Source organism: Mycobacterium sp. 4858, from assembly GCF_900240975.1.
In the GTDB taxonomy this organism is placed as follows: domain Bacteria; phylum Actinomycetota; class Actinomycetes; order Mycobacteriales; family Mycobacteriaceae; genus Mycobacterium.
The window spans coordinates 3,231,566-3,246,984 of sequence record NZ_LT968776.1 but is presented as its reverse complement, the minus strand read 5'-3'; the positions used below and the strand labels follow the sequence as shown (position 1 = coordinate 3,246,984).

Here is a 15,419-nt window from a genome sequence, read left to right as displayed (position 1 = left end):
GTCGGATGTAGGGTCTATGGTTAGAGATTGATCGCTATGTACTTGTCTTCGACGTATTCGTCGATGCCTTCGTAGCCGCCTTCGCGCCCGAATCCGGATTGCTTGACTCCTCCGAACGGCGCTTGGGGATTGGACACCAGGCCCTGGTTGAGGCCGACCATTCCAGTCTGTAGTGCCTCGCTGACGCGTAGCGCTCGCTTCAAATCGTTTGTGTAGAGGTAGGACACGAGGCCGTATTCGGTGTCATTGCCGTCGGCGATCGCTTGTTCCTCGTCAGAGAAGGTGAAGATCGGGGCCACCGGGCCAAATAATTCGGACTGGCGCAACGGAGCGTCGCTTGGGATGTTCGCAAGGACAGTCGGCTCATAGAAGTAGCCGGGGCCTTCGGGTGCTTTGCCTCCGATCACTGCCTCCGCGCCGCGCTCGATCGCGTCGCTGACAAGCCCGGAGGTCGTCTTCAGCTGTGCGGCATCGATCAGCGGACCCATGTCGACGTTGTCTTCGGTTCCCCGACCGATTCGCAGCGCGCTCATCCTGGCGGTGAGCTTGTCGATGAACTCCGCGGCGATCTTGTCCGACAGGTGAAAGCGGTTGGCGGCGACGCATGCTTCGCCGTTGTTGCGCATCTTGGCGACCATCGCGCCGTCCACCGCGGCGTCGACGTCGGCGTCCTCGAAGACGATGAACGGCGCATTGCCTCCCAGTTCCATTGATACACGGAGTAACTGGTCGGCTGACTGCTTCACCAGTGCACGGCCCACCGGTGTCGACCCGGTGAATGACAATTTCCGCAGCCGGGGGTCATTGATGACCGGCGCCAGCACTTCGGGCGCCGACAACGTGCTGACGACGTTGAGAACGCCGCCGGGCAGACCAGCCTCGTGCAGTATGGCGGCCAGGGCCAGGATCGACAGCGGTGTCTGCTCGGCGGGCTTGATGATCATCGTGCAGCCGGCGGCAATTGCGGGACCGATCTTGCGAGTTCCCATGGCTAGTGGGAAGTTCCATGGTGTGATCATCAGGCAGGGCCCGACCGGCTGCCGAAGGGTGAGCACGCGGCCACCACCGTCGGTGTGGCGGCTATAGCGTCCGTCGATGCGGACGGCTTCTTCGGAAAACCAGCGGAAAAACTCTGCCGCGTAGAGAATCTCGGCTTTTGCCTCCTTGACGGGCTTGCCCATTTCCAGCGTGTTGATCAGCGCAAGATCATCAATCCGGGCAACGATCAGCTCGAACGCGCGCCGCAGGATCTCGGCGCGCTCCCGTGGAGCGGATGCGGCGAAGCTCGGTGCGGCGTCGACCGCGGCATCGAGGGCGCTGATGGCGTCCTCGGCGGTAGCGTCGGCGACCTCGCAAAGCGGTTGCGCGGTAGCTGGGTCTTCGACAGTGAACGTTCCGTGCTGGCCGTTTTGCCAACTGCCGCCAATGAACAACTGCTTGGGAACGGCGTCGATGACCGAACGCTCTTGTGCGGGTGTGATAGTGGCCATCTCGAGCCTCCTGCGGTCATGAGTCGTGCCGCGGCGGTTGCAACGGCGATAGTAAGCCGATAATCATCATGTCGCCGTGGATGGCGGAACTCCCTAGCTGGTAGCGATTCCGCTGCGCGGGAATGCGGTGACGACGATGTAGGCAAATGCTGCCTGAAACAGCTTGAGAGCGCAAGGCATTGAAGACTACCTCTGGGGTGACGAATTTTGCGGCGCGTCCGGAAGGCTTCACGTCGAAAGGATTGGCGACCTCCCGCCAGGGACCCAGGTCCCACAGCTAAGTACTTCAGGGTCGAGTTAAAGACTCGGCGTGCGCTGCCAATCCGGGAATCACGGAGGGACGAGTTACTGATCCAGGTACCAAAACAAACCGACACCAACCGAATTCACGCGGACACTGGTCGAAGTCGGTACAGCTGAGGGTGCGGTTTTGCAGGTCGACGCTATCAACGCGGCCGCGCACGTGATGCGCTTCTTCGAGCATCCCGGCCAGCGGAATAGTCGCGGACCGGACGTCGGCCAGCCCTCCGGCGATGTCGGGCGGCAACGGTGTCTAGAGCATATTAGGGAGTATGCCGCATCACCCGAGTCAGCACAATCCGGACTCTGCGCTTGTTCGACAGCACGGCGAGTTTAATTAGGGCACACTTCGTTCGGATCCCAAGAGGTCACTCAAACCGTCTCTGCCGGAACGTCTCGCGCCCTAGGGGAATCCGTGCACTTGAACCGGTCACGCCGCGCCGCGGTGGTCACGTACTCTAGGCTTAACGTAACTTTTGTTGCGTTAGCATCCGGAGGTGTTCATGCAGGAGCAGATGTTGGCCGGCGTCGACACCTTTCAGCTTCGTAAGCCGGCGCCCCCAATTGCCGCACCGCAATCGCGGCACCGTTAGCGGCATGAAGCCGGCTGCGGAATCCGCGATTGCCCCGGCTCAGCGCCGACCGCGCGGTTGGCCCATGCGCCACTCCGTCGGGGTGGAACGACCGCCGAGGCGTTCTGCGTCGATCAGGAGGTCGCAGTTTACTTCTCGAGCTCACACGTTGACGACACGCCTTGAGCGATCGCCTGAGCGGCCAGCTTCGTTGTGTCTCAATAGGGTTGAGATGGTTTTACTGCGTGACTAGGAAGGAATCCTATCGTGTCTGACCAAACACGCGGTGAAGCAAGGCTTCTTGATGCTCTGACCACCAAGGGCACCGCCTTCACCGAGCAGGAGCGGCGCGAGCTTGGACTTTTGGGCCTGCTACCCACGGCAGTCAAAACTCTCGACGAGCAAGCCGAGCACTGCTGGCGTGAATTCTGTTCGCGCCGTGACGATCTTGACAAACACATCTATCTTCGTGCTTTGCAGGACCGCAACGAGACGTTGTTCTACCGCGTGCTGCACGACCACATTCGCGAAAGCCTGCCGATCGTCTACACCCCCACGGTTGGCGAGGCGTGCCAGCGCTTCAGCGAAATCTACCGACGGCCAAGGGGTTTGTTTATTTCGTATCCCGACCACGATCGTCTTGATGAGATCTTGAGCAATAGGCCCCGACGTGACGTTGACGTCATTGTGGTGACCGACGGGCAGCGGATCCTAGGTCTGGGCGATCAGGGCATCGGCGGTATGGGGATCCCGATCGGCAAGCTCTCGCTCTACACACTTATCGGCGGAATCGACCCCGCGCGAACCCTGCCGATCGTGCTCGACGTCGGCACCGACAACGTCGAGCTCCTCGACGATCCGCTGTATCTCGGTTGGCGTCACCGGCGGATCGCCGACGATGAGTACTACGCATTCATCGACACATTCGTCAGCGCGGTCCAACAACAGCTCCCCGACGTGCTCCTCCAGTGGGAGGACTTCGCAACCGCGCATGCACAGCCGATCCTGGACCGCTATCGCGACCGGCTGCTCACCTTTAATGACGACATCCAAGGGACCGCCGCGGTGACTCTTGGCGCGCTGCACGGCGCAGCGAAGGTGGCCGGCCGACCGCTGTCGGAGCAGCAGGTCGTGATGCTAGGTGCGGGCTCAGCCGGTATCGGTGTCCTGGACATGATCCGGCGGGAGATGGTCAACGAGGGCCTGTCCGAAGAGGATGCTCGACAACGGATCTGGGTCGTCGATGTGATTGGGCTACTCACTGACGATCGCGCCGACCTCACAGATGGCCAGCGTGACTTCGCGCAACCTGCCGGGCGGGTGGCAGGTTGGGGGCTGAAGGGCCGCGCTCAGCTCAAGGATGTCGTGCACAACGTCGACGTCGGAGTTCTTCTGGGCCTGTCCACCGCCGCGGGCGCCTTCACCGAAGACATCGTGCGGGAAATGGCCGGCAAGACCCAGCGGCCCATCATCTTTCCGCTGTCCAATCCGACAAGTCGCGCCGAGGCGCACCCCGCCGAACTGGACCGTTGGACCGACGGACGTGCCCTGATCGCCACCGGCTCACCCTTTGCGCCGGTGGAGCGCGACGGCACCACACGTCCGATCGCCCAATGCAACAACGTCTACATCTTCCCCGCAGTAGGGCTCGCAGTCACCGCCGCGCAGGCGACCCGGGTAACCGACGACATGATGCGCGTCGCCGCCGCGACGTTGGGAGACCTGTCACCGGCGCTCAACGACCCCGACAAACCGCTGCTGCCGGAGTGGGCGGACGTGCCCGACGTCGCCGTCCGGATCGCCCACGCGGTGGCCAAGCAAGCGGTAGCCGACGGCGTGGCCCCCGAACGCCGCGACCAAGAACTCGCGCAACGGATCACACAGGTGCGGTGGACACCCAAATATCCCGGCACCGCCGACGAACCGGATCAGTGACACAACGCCACATGCGGCGCTCGTCTGCCAGCAGTTGACACTCGGTATACGCCCTCGGGCCTGGAGGCGCCGGTGGATCGGTCACATCGGCGCTGAAGTTTTATCCGTTTGTTGGTGTGCGGACCGCGGGCAGGATCAGGGTATCGATCACCTCGCGCACAAAATTCGCGTCCACGCTTTGTCCGCGGGCAACCTGCAGCAGACCCATCGCCAAGAGTACGTCTGCCACCAGTGACCAGTCGCGACCGGCCGCTATTTCGCCGCGGTCGGCGGCTTGCGCCAGGATCGCGGTAATCGTGCGTTTGCCTTTGCCGAGCATGAGGTCATCGAGCGCCGAGGCGAGTTCGGGTTCGTGTGCGGCTTCCATAGCGACTCGCAGCACCAGGTCGTTGCTGACCAGGTTGCTGTCGGTGCGTTTGACGCGTTCGACGAGGGCGTCCAGATCGCCTTCCAGGCTGCCCGTATCGGGGACGTCGACGCTGCAGAGGTCGGGGCGCCAGTACACCAATGCGTCGGTCATCAGCGCGGCTTTGGAGGACCAGCGCCGGTAGATGGCGGCCTTGCCCACACCTGCCCGTGCCGCTATGTCATTCATGTTGGTGGCGTGATACCCGTGTTCTGTCAAGGCCGCTAGGGCGGCGTTGAGAACGGCCGGATCGCGGGACCGGTCCAGGCGCCCCTCGGTGCGTTGCCGCAGTTTTGATTCCGCTTCTGTCATGGGCCCTGATCCGTCAACCGACAACCTTGTCGTCGACAGTGTGACAGACCGGCAGGTGAGTTTCATGGGGCCGTCAGCTGCGGGATGGGCGCCGTGTGCTCCTCGTCCGTGGCGCGCGGGGCCCGCTTGGTGCGGTAGGTGTTGAGGGGCCACCAGAACCAATGCCCGAGCGCGGCGGCGATCGACGGGGTCATGAACGAGCGCACGATCAGGGTGTCGACCAGAAGACCCAGGCCGATGGTGGTGCCCAGCTGTCCGATCACGCGCAGCTCGCTGACGATCATCGACATCATGGTGAATGCGAACACCATGCCGGCCGCGGTGACCACCCGTCCGGAGGCGCCCATGCCGCGGATGATTCCGGTGTTGAGCCCGGCGTGGATTTCCTCCTTGAGCCGGGACACCACCAGCAGGTTGTAGTCCGAGCCCACCGCGAGCAGGATCACGATCGACAGCGGCAACACGATCCATTGCATGCCCAGGCCGATGATGTCCTGCCAGAGCAGGACCGACAGGCCGCAGGCGGTGCCCAGTGAGGCGGCGACCGTGCCGACAATGACCAGTGCGGCCACCAGGCTGCGGGTGATGAGCAGCATGATGCCGAAGATCAGGATCAGCGCGGCGATCCCGGCGACCATCAGGTCAATGTTCACCCCCGCTTGCATGTCGCTGTACATCGATGCCATCCCGGCCAGATATACCTTCGAGGTTTCCAGCGGGGTGCCCTTGATGGCGTCGGCGACGGCGTCCTTGATGCCCTTGACATGTTTGATGCCGTCGACGGTGGCGGGGTCGCCTTGGTGGGTGATGATGAACCGGACGGCCTTGCCGTCGGGCGAGACGAACATCTTCAGGCCGCGTTCGAAGTCGGGGCTCTTGAAGACTTCCGGTGGCAGATAGAACGAGTCATCGTTTTTGGCTTCGTCGAAGTATTGCCCCATCAGGGTGGAGCCTTCGGCGGCTTCTTGCTGGTGGGCCTGGATGCCGGCCATCGTGCTGTGGGTGGAGAGCATGAAGTCGCGCATCGTCTTCATCGTGTCGATCATCGACGGGAAATCGGCCAGCAGCTGTGGCATCAACTGGTCGAGACGGTCGAGATCACCGCCGAGCCCTTCGATTTGGTCGGCGAGTTCGTCGATTCCGTCCAGGGCGTCGAAGACCGACCGCAGCGACCAGCAGATGGGGATGTCGAAGCAGTGCCGCGCCCAGTAGAAGTAGGAGCGGACGGGCCGCCACATGTCTTCGAAATCCGCCATCCTGTCGCGTAATTGGTTGGTGGTGTCCACCATGTCGTGGGTCCTGCCCACCATGCTGTGCGTGGTCGCGGTGAGCTCGCGCATCACGCTATACATGTGTTCCATGGTGGCGATCGTCTTACCCAGCTCGTCGGCCTGCTCGAGCATGTGAGCCATGTTGTCGTTCATGAACTTCGCCGTTTGCAGCGTCCCGGAGTTCTGCATCGCGATCTGAAACGGGATCGAACTGTGCTCGATCGGCGCCCCCAGCGGCCGGGTGATGGTCTGCACCCGCTCGATACCACGCAGGTGGAACACGCTCTTGGCGATCCTGTCGACGACCAGCATGTCCGCCGGGTCCCGCAGGTCGTGGTCGGCCTCGACCATCAACATTTCGGGATTCATGCGAGCCTGGGAGAAGTGCCGATCAGCGGCCGCATACGCAACATTGGCGGGCATATTCGGCGGTGTGAATTTTTGATCGTTGTAATTGGGCACGTAGGTCATCAGGCTGACGAAACCGATGATGGCGATCATCACCGTCACGACGATGATCGGTAGCGGCCAGCGCACCACGGCGGTCCCGACCTTGCGCCAATTGCGCGTGGAGAGATTGCCTTTCGGGTCGAAGAGCCCGAATCGCGAGCCCACCGCGAGGACGGCCGGCGCCAGGGTCAGCGCCGAGGTCACGATCACCAACAGCGCAATCGCGCACGGCAGACCCATGGTCTGGAAATACGGCAACCGGGTCGCCGTCAGGCACACACAGGCGCCCACAATGGTCAAACCCGAACCCAAGATCACATGCGACACGCCCTGATAGGCCGTATAGAAGGCTTCTTCTCGATCCTGGCCCAGGGCCCGAGCCTCGTGATAGCGACCCAATAGAAAGATGATGTAATCGGTGCCCGCCGCGATGCTCAGCATGGTCACCATGCTCACCGCGTACGGGGTCAGGCCGATGATGTTCAGGTCGCCTGCGGTGGCCGTAACACCTTGTGCGGCAAATAGTTCGATGCCGATCACCACGAGGCATAGGATGGTCGTGCCGATCGAGCGGTAGACGAGCAGCAGCATCCCCAAGATGACGCCGATCGAGACCAGCGCCATGGTTGCCATGCTCTTGTGCCCGACGACGCTGACATCGGCGTTGAGTATGGTGTTGCCGGCCACATACGCCTAGACACCCGGCGGCGCGGGTTAGAACCGATGAATTCGTGACTTCAAGGCGGTCCAGGGGTAGTCACACGCGGGTGCGACGGGCAAGTTTCGCCTGGTCAACGATGACCAGCGTCTTGCCTTCTCGATAGATCCACCCACGTTGGGTGAAGTCCGAGAGGGCTTTGTTGACCGTTTCGCGCGACGAGCCGACCAGTTGGGCGAGTTCTTTCTGGGTCAGTTCAAGCTGGACGCTGAGCGTCTTTTCGGTGGACGTTCCGAACCGGCTGGTCAGGTCGAGGAGTTGCTTGGCCACCCGGCCCGGCGCATCGGTGAAGATCAAGTCGCACAGCGTGTCGTTGGTGCGCCGCAGCCGCCGCGCCAGCACCCGCAACAGCTGTTGTGCGACGTCAGGGTAGGCGGCGATCCAGGTCCGAAGTGCACGACGATCCATCCGTAGCGCGGTCACGTCGGTCAAGGTCGTCACCGTCGACGTTCTCGGGCCGGGATCGAAGAGGGCGAGCTCGCCGAACATGTCGGTGGGGCCCAGCACGGTAATCAATGTTTCACGGCCGTCGGTTGCTGTCTGATGGATCGTCACTTTGCCTGCCAGCACGATGTACAGGTCGACCCCGGGCTCCCCTTGTGTGAAGACGGTGCATTTCGGCGGGAATGAAACCTGCTGTAGCTCGCCAACCAACGCTGCCGCAGCGTCGGGAGGAACGCCCTGCAGGATTCCGGCTCGCATCAACGCGTCTTGCACTGAAGCACCCCTCTGGTTTGCATCCCAATCTGCTAAAGACTGCCCGGCCGGTGGCCAGTACGCCCGTCGGTCGACATGGGTGGAGCGCAGGCTTGAACTCTCCTGGACGCCTGACCAATTCCAGACCGACATATCGTCGGGCGGGTAGTGGTCGCAGGTCTCGGTGAAATGCGCTGCGAAACCTTTGTTCTTGAAGAATCGCTTCGCCCGACTCGGCCACTTTCACGCGAGCTGCTCGTGAACGCGTCGGTGGCCTTGTGCTCCGAATCGGCCCGCCGGCGGTTGTAGTTCATCGAGTAGAACCTGTCGCTGTGGCCCCGGGGCCCGGGTTGCACCTCAGGTGAGTTGTTCTCATCGTCAACCCTGTAACGCTCGTAGTAGACCGGTTCGACGTCGCGTGCAGTGGCCAGGAGTTGCTCTGCGATGCAGGTGGTCTGGGCATAAGGTGCGAATCAGGTAGTCGTCGGTGGCGCCCGCCACGGTCGCCGAGGCCAACGCCACTGCGTTTGCGAGGGAAGCCACCAATTCAGTGAGCTTGCGCGCCAAAGCCGCGGGTGTCTCCCGCCTACTGAGTAGCCACATCGAAACGCCGCAGCTGATCAGGACAGTAAGTCCCCAGCGCTGCGGCGAGGAACTGCCAGGCTTGCCCGGTGGTGGCGCCATGCGCGAGGTTGCTGCCGACGAATGTGGCTGAAGCATAGACATCCTTGTCGATTCCGCGTTGCAGCCGCTCACAGGTGGTCTTGCCGATCCAGGCGTTGTGGTCCGGCTGCCCATAGATGCCGTAGGTGCGCAGCTTATTGCCGAAGTCGGTGTCGGGGTCGGTGGCCGCGGGTGCAGCCACTATCACCGATGTGAGAGTCGTCGCGACGAATGCGGCCAACAACCTCATGGCGTCACTCCGAACGCTGAATCCGTGTGCAAGCGTTCGACTTTGGGCCATGGGGCGGGCAAAGGGCGCACCCGCACCCGCTGCGGCCACCAGTACCACCGCCCCAGCAGGGTAGCGATCGCCGGCGTCATGAACGACCGGACTATCACGGTGTCGAAGATCAATCCCAGGCCGATGGTGGTGCCGACCTGACCGATCACCCGCAGCTCGCCGACCGCCATGGTCATCATCGTGAAGGCGAACAGCATCGCGGCGGCGGTGACCACCGGACCGCTCCCGCCCAGGGTGCGGATAATGCCTGTCCGGACGCCCGCGGTGACTTCCTCCTTCAATCGTGAGATCACCAGCAGGTTGTAGTCAGCGCCTACGGCAAGCTGGATGATCATCGCCATGGGCAGCACCATCCAGTGCAGTTCGAGCCCAATGATGTGCTCCCACAGCAGTACTGAGATGCCGAATGAAGCACACAACGACATCACCACCGCGCCGACGATCACCGCCGCCGCAATAATGGCCCGGGTGATGATCAGCATGATCAGGAAGATCAGCGCGAGCGCGGCGATACCCGCGATCATCAGATCGTACTTCGTGCCGTCGGCCATGTCTTTGAAGGTCGATGCGGTGCCGCCCAGGTAGATTCGTGCCCCCTCCAGCGGTGTGCCCTTGAGCGCCTCTTTGGCGGCTTGCTTGATGGCATCGATCTTCTCGATGCCCTCTGGCGACATCGGATCACCCTCGTGGGCGATGATGAATCGCACCGCGTTCCCGTTCGGGGACACGAATTGCTTGATGCCACGCTTGAAGTCCGCGTTGTCGAAGGCTTCCGGCGGCAAATAGAAGGAGTCGTCGTTCTTTGCTGCGTCGAACGCCTCCCCCATCGCCTGGGAATTCTGCTGCATCTCGGCGGTCTGCTGCTGCATCCCCTTCTGTGTCTGGTACATCGTCAGCATCATCTGCTTGACCGATTTCATCGCGTTGATCATGGCCGGCATCAACGCAACCATCTGCGGCATCAGGGAATTCAGCCGCTCCATGTCCGGGATCAAGTCCTGGATACTGTCGGTCATCGAGTCGATGCCGTCGAGCGCGTCGAACATCGAACGCAACGCCCAGCAGACCGGGATGTCGTAGCAGTGGCGCTCCCAGTAGAGGTAGCTGCGTAGCGGCCGGAAGAAGTCATCGAAATTCGCCAGCTGGTCGCGCACTTGGGCGAGCGTGACGGACATGTCCTTCATCTTGGTCACCATGTTGCTGGTGGTCTCGGCCATCTGGACCGTGATGCCTTGCATCTTCTCCATCGTGTCGATGTTCGTCTGCATGACTGCGGCTTGTTTGAGCATGTCGGCCGTCCGGTCACCTTGGTATTGCTCATTGAGCTTGCTCAACATGCTCTGCTGGGACAGGGCGTAGGGGATCGTGCTGTGGTCGATGGGCTGCCCGTCGGGCCGCGTGATCGTCTGGACGCGCCCGATCCCGGGCACCTTGAACACCGCCTTGGCGATCTTGTTGATCACCAGAAAGTTGGCCGGGTTCCGCAGATCGTGATCCGTCTCGATCATCAGCATCTCCGGGTTGAGCCGGGCCGGGGCGAAGTGCCGCTCGGCTGCTGCGTAGCCCTGGCTCGACGGGATGCTCGCCGGCAGAAACTTACGGTCGTCATAACTCGTTTTGTAGCTGGGCAAAGCGATCAGCCCGATCAGCGAGATCGCCAGGCTGGCAGCCAGAATCGGTCCGGGCCAACGCACCACCGCGGCACCGATCTTGCGCCAGCCGCGCGAGCGCAAAGCACGTTTGGGATCAAGCAGGCCAAACTTGCTTGCCACCACCACTAACGCTGCTCCGAAGGTCATCGCGAACGCGACCATCACGAGCATGCCAATGGCCAACGGCACACCGAGTGTCTGGAAGTACGGCAGCCGAGTGAAGCTCAGGCAGAACGTGGCCCCCGCAATCGTGAGCCCGGAGCCGACGATGACGTGGGCCGTGGTGCCGAACATGGTGTAGTACGCCGATTCTCGATCCTGCCCGAGGCTGCGCGCCTCCTGATAGCGGCCGATCAGGAAGACCGCGTAATCGACCGCGATGGCGATGGCCAGCGTCACCACGAGGCTGGTGGCGAATGTCGAGAGCCCGATGATGTTGTGATAGCCCAGGAATGCGATCGTCCCGCGGACGGTTGCGACGCTGATCCCGAGCGTTGCCATGATCAGCAGGGTCGTGATGATGGAGCGGAAGAACGCCAACAGCATGACCACGATGACCACCATGGTCAGTTTTTCCACGGACTTCATGCTGCTGTGGCCGATCGCTTGCTGCTCGGCGGCCAACGCCGCACCGCCGGTGAGATAGGCCTTCACGCCGGGGGGTGCCGGGATCTGGTCGATGATCTTGTGCACGGCGGCCACCGAGTCGTTGGCCTTGGCCTCGCCCTGGTTGCCAACCAGGTTGATCTGCGCGTACGCGGCCTTTCCGTCGCCGCTTTGCACGCCCGAGGCGGTCAGCGGGTCGCTCCAGAAATCCTGGACGTGCTCGACGTGCGCGGTGTCGGCGCGCAGGGCGGCGACCAGTTTCCCGTAATACTCACGCGCCCGCGGACCCAGCCGGTCCTTACCTTCGAGCACGATCATCGCCGAGCTGTCGGAACTGTATTCCTCGAACACCCGCCCGATCCGTTGCATCGCCACAGCCGCGGGCGCGCCCTTCGGGCTCATCGACACCGAGCGCAACTCACCGACCTTCTCGAGCTGCGGAGTCGAGACGTTCAGGAAGACGGCCAACCCAATCCAGGCAACGATGATCGGCACCGAGAGCTTGCGCATCACCAGCGCGATGCCCCCGAAATGCGCGCGAGGGTGGACCGGCACCCGGAGCTCCTCGGTCACCGCCTCCGACACCGGCGCGCTCATGCCGACTTCACGATGCAGTACGTCTGGGCGTTGTACCCGTCGACTACGCGCTCAGCGCGCAGTTGGTCATCGACATAGACGCGACAGCCGAGGGAGTCGGCATCACCTTGCGCGACCAGCGTCGCGGAGACCGATGGATCTGTTGTGGACAGGGTCAACGACCAGGGCAGGGCGACGTTACTCACCCGCTGCGGAAGCGCTTTGAGGTCGGTGTAGTTGATGTCGACGACCGCACCGGCGGGACCGGAGACCTCGTAACGCACCACCTTTGGGTTGAATCGCTTGGCGTCTCCGGCGAAGTTCATCGGCGCCACCAGCACCGGGTCCGAGCCGAAGATGCTCCGGATCCGGCTGACGGCCACACCACCGAGGGCGATGACCACCACCATCGTCAACGGCAGCCAAACACGTTGGAGCACTTTCAATTCAACCCCTCCCTACGGCCGCATGCCTCCCTCAGCAACAGCCGGTCGGCAGTCTGAACCTATACGGTCGTTTGAGTTCAATCAACCGCAGGGTAGAGTATGTGAGCGGGACAACGTCGCCGCCGTCAGGGTGGTCCAAGTCACCATGCGTTCTGGGGGTAACCTGCACGAAAGGAGGCGTTCGGAATGGCCAAACCAGTGGCTGCTCGCGGTTTCGCGCGCGAGCGCGTGCTTGACGCGGCCCTTGAGCTGTTCGCCCAACATGGCATTCGCGGCACTTCCATCCAAATGATCGCGGCGCGGCTCGGCGTTACCAAAGCCTCGGTCTACTACCAATTCCAGTCCAAGGACGACATCGTTCTTGCAGTCGCCGAGCCGATATTCGATGACCTCGCACACATTCAGCGCATCGCCGACATGCTCCCCACGCCGCAAGCGCGCCGCGATGTCGCCCTGAGCGGTGTCGTCGACCTTGTCATCCGACACCGCCAAGTGGCCAACGTCGTCTACGGCGATCCGGTCATGACCGAGCTGATCAACACCCACCCAGATCTCCACCACATTGTCGACAGCTTCACCGATCTGCTGCTCGGCGCTCGAAGAACCGACTCCGATCTGGTGGCCATGACAATGCTCACCGCCGGAATCTATGGATGTGCGGCCGACTCGCGCCTGCGCGGCATCACCGACGACGACCTGCGGGATATGTTGCAGGATATCGTCAAGATCTTCACCGCTGCGCTATCGGCGCACTGCCAAACTGGGCCCCGGTAGCAAGTGGCGCAATAGCGCCGCGCGGCTTTCATCGGCTCAATCCGATCGGCCTCGTGGGTCGGCCCTCACATCCGCTCGGCACCAATAAGAACATTTGTCAGAATCGCCTGCAGCAGCGCAAAGTTCACTCAATCAGTTCGGACGTGACGGGAAATCGATTCCAACCAGATCGCGCCCCGCATATCCGCCACCCTCCACCAGTGCTGGGTCCACCAACCGAAGACGCGTGCTGTCACAAACGCCGCGCGGCAGTGGGTGTGATGGTTTTCACTGCTCTCCGAGAGAGTGCAGATCCTTAGCGCAGCTATATTCTGCTCGTCGTGGTCGACGATCCATTGGTGCGCAACGGCATTGGCAGTGAAGTTGGCGATCTCGCGGAATATGTTCTTGCCGATGGCACTATTGTGCTGCCCGAGGGCGTGACCCTGACTTCATTCCTCGACCGCAACCGGGCGGCTTTCGGCGACCAGCGTTCCTATCGCTTCATCGACTACGCCAGGGTGCGCGACGGCCTCGCCGTCGACCTGAGTTGGAACGATCTATGGTCACAAGTGCGCGCGATTGGCGCCCGGTTGCAACACGTCACCTCGCCCGGTGACCGGGTGGCGATCGTTGCACCGCAAGGTTTGCACTACGTTGCTGCCTTCTTCGCCGCAATCCACGCCGGCAACGTCGCGGTCCCACTTTTCGCGCCGACTCTGTCCGGACACGCCCAGCGGTTAGCGGCAGTGCTGGCAGACGCTCGACCCGCCGCAGTGTTGACCACCACCGCGGCCGCCGAGCCGATCCGCACGTTTATCAGGACGCTGCCACCACAAGCACGTCCGCGATTGATCGCCGTCGATGCAGTCCCAGAATCACTGGGCGCGACATTTTTCGACGTGACCCGTGACAGCGATGATGTGGCGTATCTGCAATACACATCAGGGTCGACGCGCACGCCGGCCGGGGTGGAGATCACCCACCGCGCCGTGTGCACCAACGTCATACAGATGATCCTCGCGGGCGGACTTGACCTCAAAATCCGTAGCGTGAGCTGGCTGCCCCTGTATCACGACATGGGTCTGATAATGATCATGTTCCCCGCACTGTTCGGAGAGTCCATCACGCTGATGGACCCCATGGCCTTCCTCCGGCGGCCCTACCGATGGATCAAGCAGCTGGGCGCTGAGGCCCGGTACGGGCGGACGTTTGCGGCCGCTCCGAACTTCGCCTTCGAACTGACCGCCGAACGTGGTCTCCCCCCACAAGGCGAGACCCTCGACCTGAGCAACGTCGTCTGCCTGCTCAACGGATCCGAGCCGGTGACGATGTCGGCCATCGACAAATTCACCAACGCCTTCGCCCCCTACGGTCTGCCGGCCGCGGCGATCAAGCCGTCCTACGGAATGGCGGAAGCAACCCTCTCGGTGGCCAGCATCGCCCAAGACGCCAAGGCGAGTGCAATCTGTTTGGATCGTGAGCAGCTCGGCGCCGGCCGGGCGATTCCCGTCGCCGCGACAAGCCCAGGCGCCGTCTCCCACGTCTCGTGTGGCCAACCGATCCCCAATCAGTGGGCGGTGATTACCGACACCGACGGGGCCGAAGTTCCCGACCGCATGATCGGGCAAATCTGGTTGCACGGTAATAATATTGGCCGCGGGTACTTCGGCCGCGCAGATGAAACACAGCGCGTATTCGCCAATAAGCTGCAATCGCGACTCCAACACGGCAGCCACGCCGAGGGGGCCCCCGACAACGGATACTGGCTGGCAACCGGAGACCTCGGCGTTTACATCGACGGCGAACTGTATCTCACCGGGCGGATCAAAGACCTCATCATCATCGACGGCCGCAACCACTACCCCCACGACATCGAAACCACGGTCAGCGACGCCTCGGCCGCCATCCGCAGCGGGTACGTCGCCGCGTTCTCCGTTCCCCGCGAGGCGATTGAATCGTCCGATGACCGCACCGGAGAACAGGTCGTCATCGTGGCCGAACGCGCAGCCGGTGCCGGGCGCGCGGACCCTGCCCCGATCCTCAACGCTGTGCGCGCCGCGATCGCACGACAGCATCACATCCGTGTCGCCGACATCAAACTCGTAGCCGCTGGTGCGATTCCCCGCACCACAAGCGGCAAGCTCGCGCGCAACGCCTGCCGGGCCGATTACCTCGCCGGGCGGTTCCACCCCAGCCAAGAATGAGCTCAGACGCATTCAGTTCTCACTTCTTCTGAAGGCGAATCTCCATGGCAACCGACTACGACCAA

General features: G+C 62.5%; 9 protein-coding genes and 3 pseudogenes. 3 read left to right on the top strand and 9 right to left on the bottom strand.

Going from position 1 to position 15,419, the window contains the following annotated elements; all coding sequences use genetic code 11:
* Positions 1–20: 20 nt before the first annotated feature.
* The gene (locus C1737_RS24035) at positions 21–1,490 is read right to left on the bottom strand and encodes an NAD-dependent succinate-semialdehyde dehydrogenase (RefSeq protein ID WP_068098914.1); all 1,470 of its coding nucleotides are present in this window, start codon (positions 1,488–1,490) and stop codon (positions 21–23) included.
* 1,139 nt (positions 1,491–2,629) lie between these two features.
* Here C1737_RS24035 and C1737_RS24030 point away from each other — a divergent pair.
* Positions 2,630–4,297, top strand: coding sequence for an NAD-dependent malic enzyme (locus C1737_RS24030; RefSeq protein WP_102419648.1), 1,668 nt, complete (start codon positions 2,630–2,632; stop codon positions 4,295–4,297).
* A 100-nt stretch (positions 4,298–4,397) separates the two neighbouring features.
* Here the strand turns inward: C1737_RS24030 and C1737_RS24025 are convergent, their stop codons facing one another.
* The 8 genes and pseudogenes from C1737_RS24025 to C1737_RS23995 form a co-directional block, all read right to left on the bottom strand.
* Positions 4,398–5,015, bottom strand: a complete 618-nt coding sequence (locus tag C1737_RS24025) for a TetR/AcrR family transcriptional regulator (protein ID WP_102419647.1) — start codon at positions 5,013–5,015, stop codon at positions 4,398–4,400.
* A 62-nt stretch (positions 5,016–5,077) separates the two neighbouring features.
* Positions 5,078–7,450, bottom strand: a pseudogene (locus tag C1737_RS24020) (RND family transporter); the annotation flags it as partial.
* A gap of 43 nt (positions 7,451–7,493) precedes the next feature.
* On the bottom strand, positions 7,494–8,171 hold the full coding sequence (locus C1737_RS24015) for a Crp/Fnr family transcriptional regulator (protein WP_102420097.1): 678 nt from the start codon (positions 8,169–8,171) through the stop codon (positions 7,494–7,496).
* Between the two features lie 126 nt (positions 8,172–8,297).
* Positions 8,298–8,381, bottom strand: a pseudogene (locus tag C1737_RS27400) (DUF5078 domain-containing protein); the annotation flags it as partial.
* 83 nt (positions 8,382–8,464) lie between these two features.
* A pseudogene (locus C1737_RS27395) lies at positions 8,465–8,581 on the bottom strand (DUF5078 domain-containing protein); the annotation flags it as partial.
* 155 nt (positions 8,582–8,736) lie between these two features.
* Positions 8,737–9,063 carry a DUF732 domain-containing protein gene (locus C1737_RS24005; protein ID WP_102419646.1) on the bottom strand — a complete coding sequence of 109 codons (327 nt, stop codon included), beginning with the start codon at positions 9,061–9,063 and terminating at the stop codon, positions 8,737–8,739.
* Positions 9,060–11,969, bottom strand: coding sequence for an RND family transporter (locus C1737_RS24000; RefSeq protein WP_102419645.1), 2,910 nt, complete (start codon positions 11,967–11,969; stop codon positions 9,060–9,062). Before C1737_RS24000 ends, C1737_RS24005 begins: the two co-directional genes overlap by 4 nt.
* The gene (locus C1737_RS23995) at positions 11,966–12,358 is read right to left on the bottom strand and encodes an MmpS family transport accessory protein (protein ID WP_067926027.1); all 393 of its coding nucleotides are present in this window, start codon (positions 12,356–12,358) and stop codon (positions 11,966–11,968) included. Before C1737_RS23995 ends, C1737_RS24000 begins: the two co-directional genes overlap by 4 nt.
* Before the next feature lie 222 nt (positions 12,359–12,580).
* Here C1737_RS23995 and C1737_RS23990 point away from each other — a divergent pair, with 222 nt between their 5' ends.
* On the top strand, positions 12,581–13,168 hold the full coding sequence (locus tag C1737_RS23990; RefSeq protein ID WP_102419644.1) for a TetR/AcrR family transcriptional regulator: 588 nt from the start codon (positions 12,581–12,583) through the stop codon (positions 13,166–13,168).
* A gap of 338 nt (positions 13,169–13,506) precedes the next feature.
* Positions 13,507–15,354, top strand: a complete 1,848-nt coding sequence (locus tag C1737_RS23985; RefSeq protein WP_068055130.1) for a fatty acyl-AMP ligase — start codon at positions 13,507–13,509, stop codon at positions 15,352–15,354.
* Positions 15,355–15,419 lie beyond the last annotated feature (65 nt).

Bases quoted from the DNA above. Each gene is read 5' to 3' on its own strand.
- C1737_RS24035 (WP_068098914.1), bottom strand. From the start codon at position 1,490: ATGGCCACTATCACACCCGCACAAGAGCGTTCGGTCATCGACGCCGTT.
- C1737_RS24025 (WP_102419647.1), bottom strand. From the start codon at position 5,015: ATGACAGAAGCGGAATCAAAACTGCGGCAACGCACCGAGGGGCGCCTG.
- C1737_RS24005 (WP_102419646.1), bottom strand. From the start codon at position 9,063: ATGAGGTTGTTGGCCGCATTCGTCGCGACGACTCTCACATCGGTGATA.
- C1737_RS24000 (WP_102419645.1), bottom strand. From the start codon at position 11,969: ATGAGCGCGCCGGTGTCGGAGGCGGTGACCGAGGAGCTCCGGGTGCCG.
- C1737_RS23995 (WP_067926027.1), bottom strand. From the start codon at position 12,358: ATGGTGGTGGTCATCGCCCTCGGTGGTGTGGCCGTCAGCCGGATCCGG.
- C1737_RS23990 (WP_102419644.1), top strand. From the start codon at position 12,581: ATGGCCAAACCAGTGGCTGCTCGCGGTTTCGCGCGCGAGCGCGTGCTT.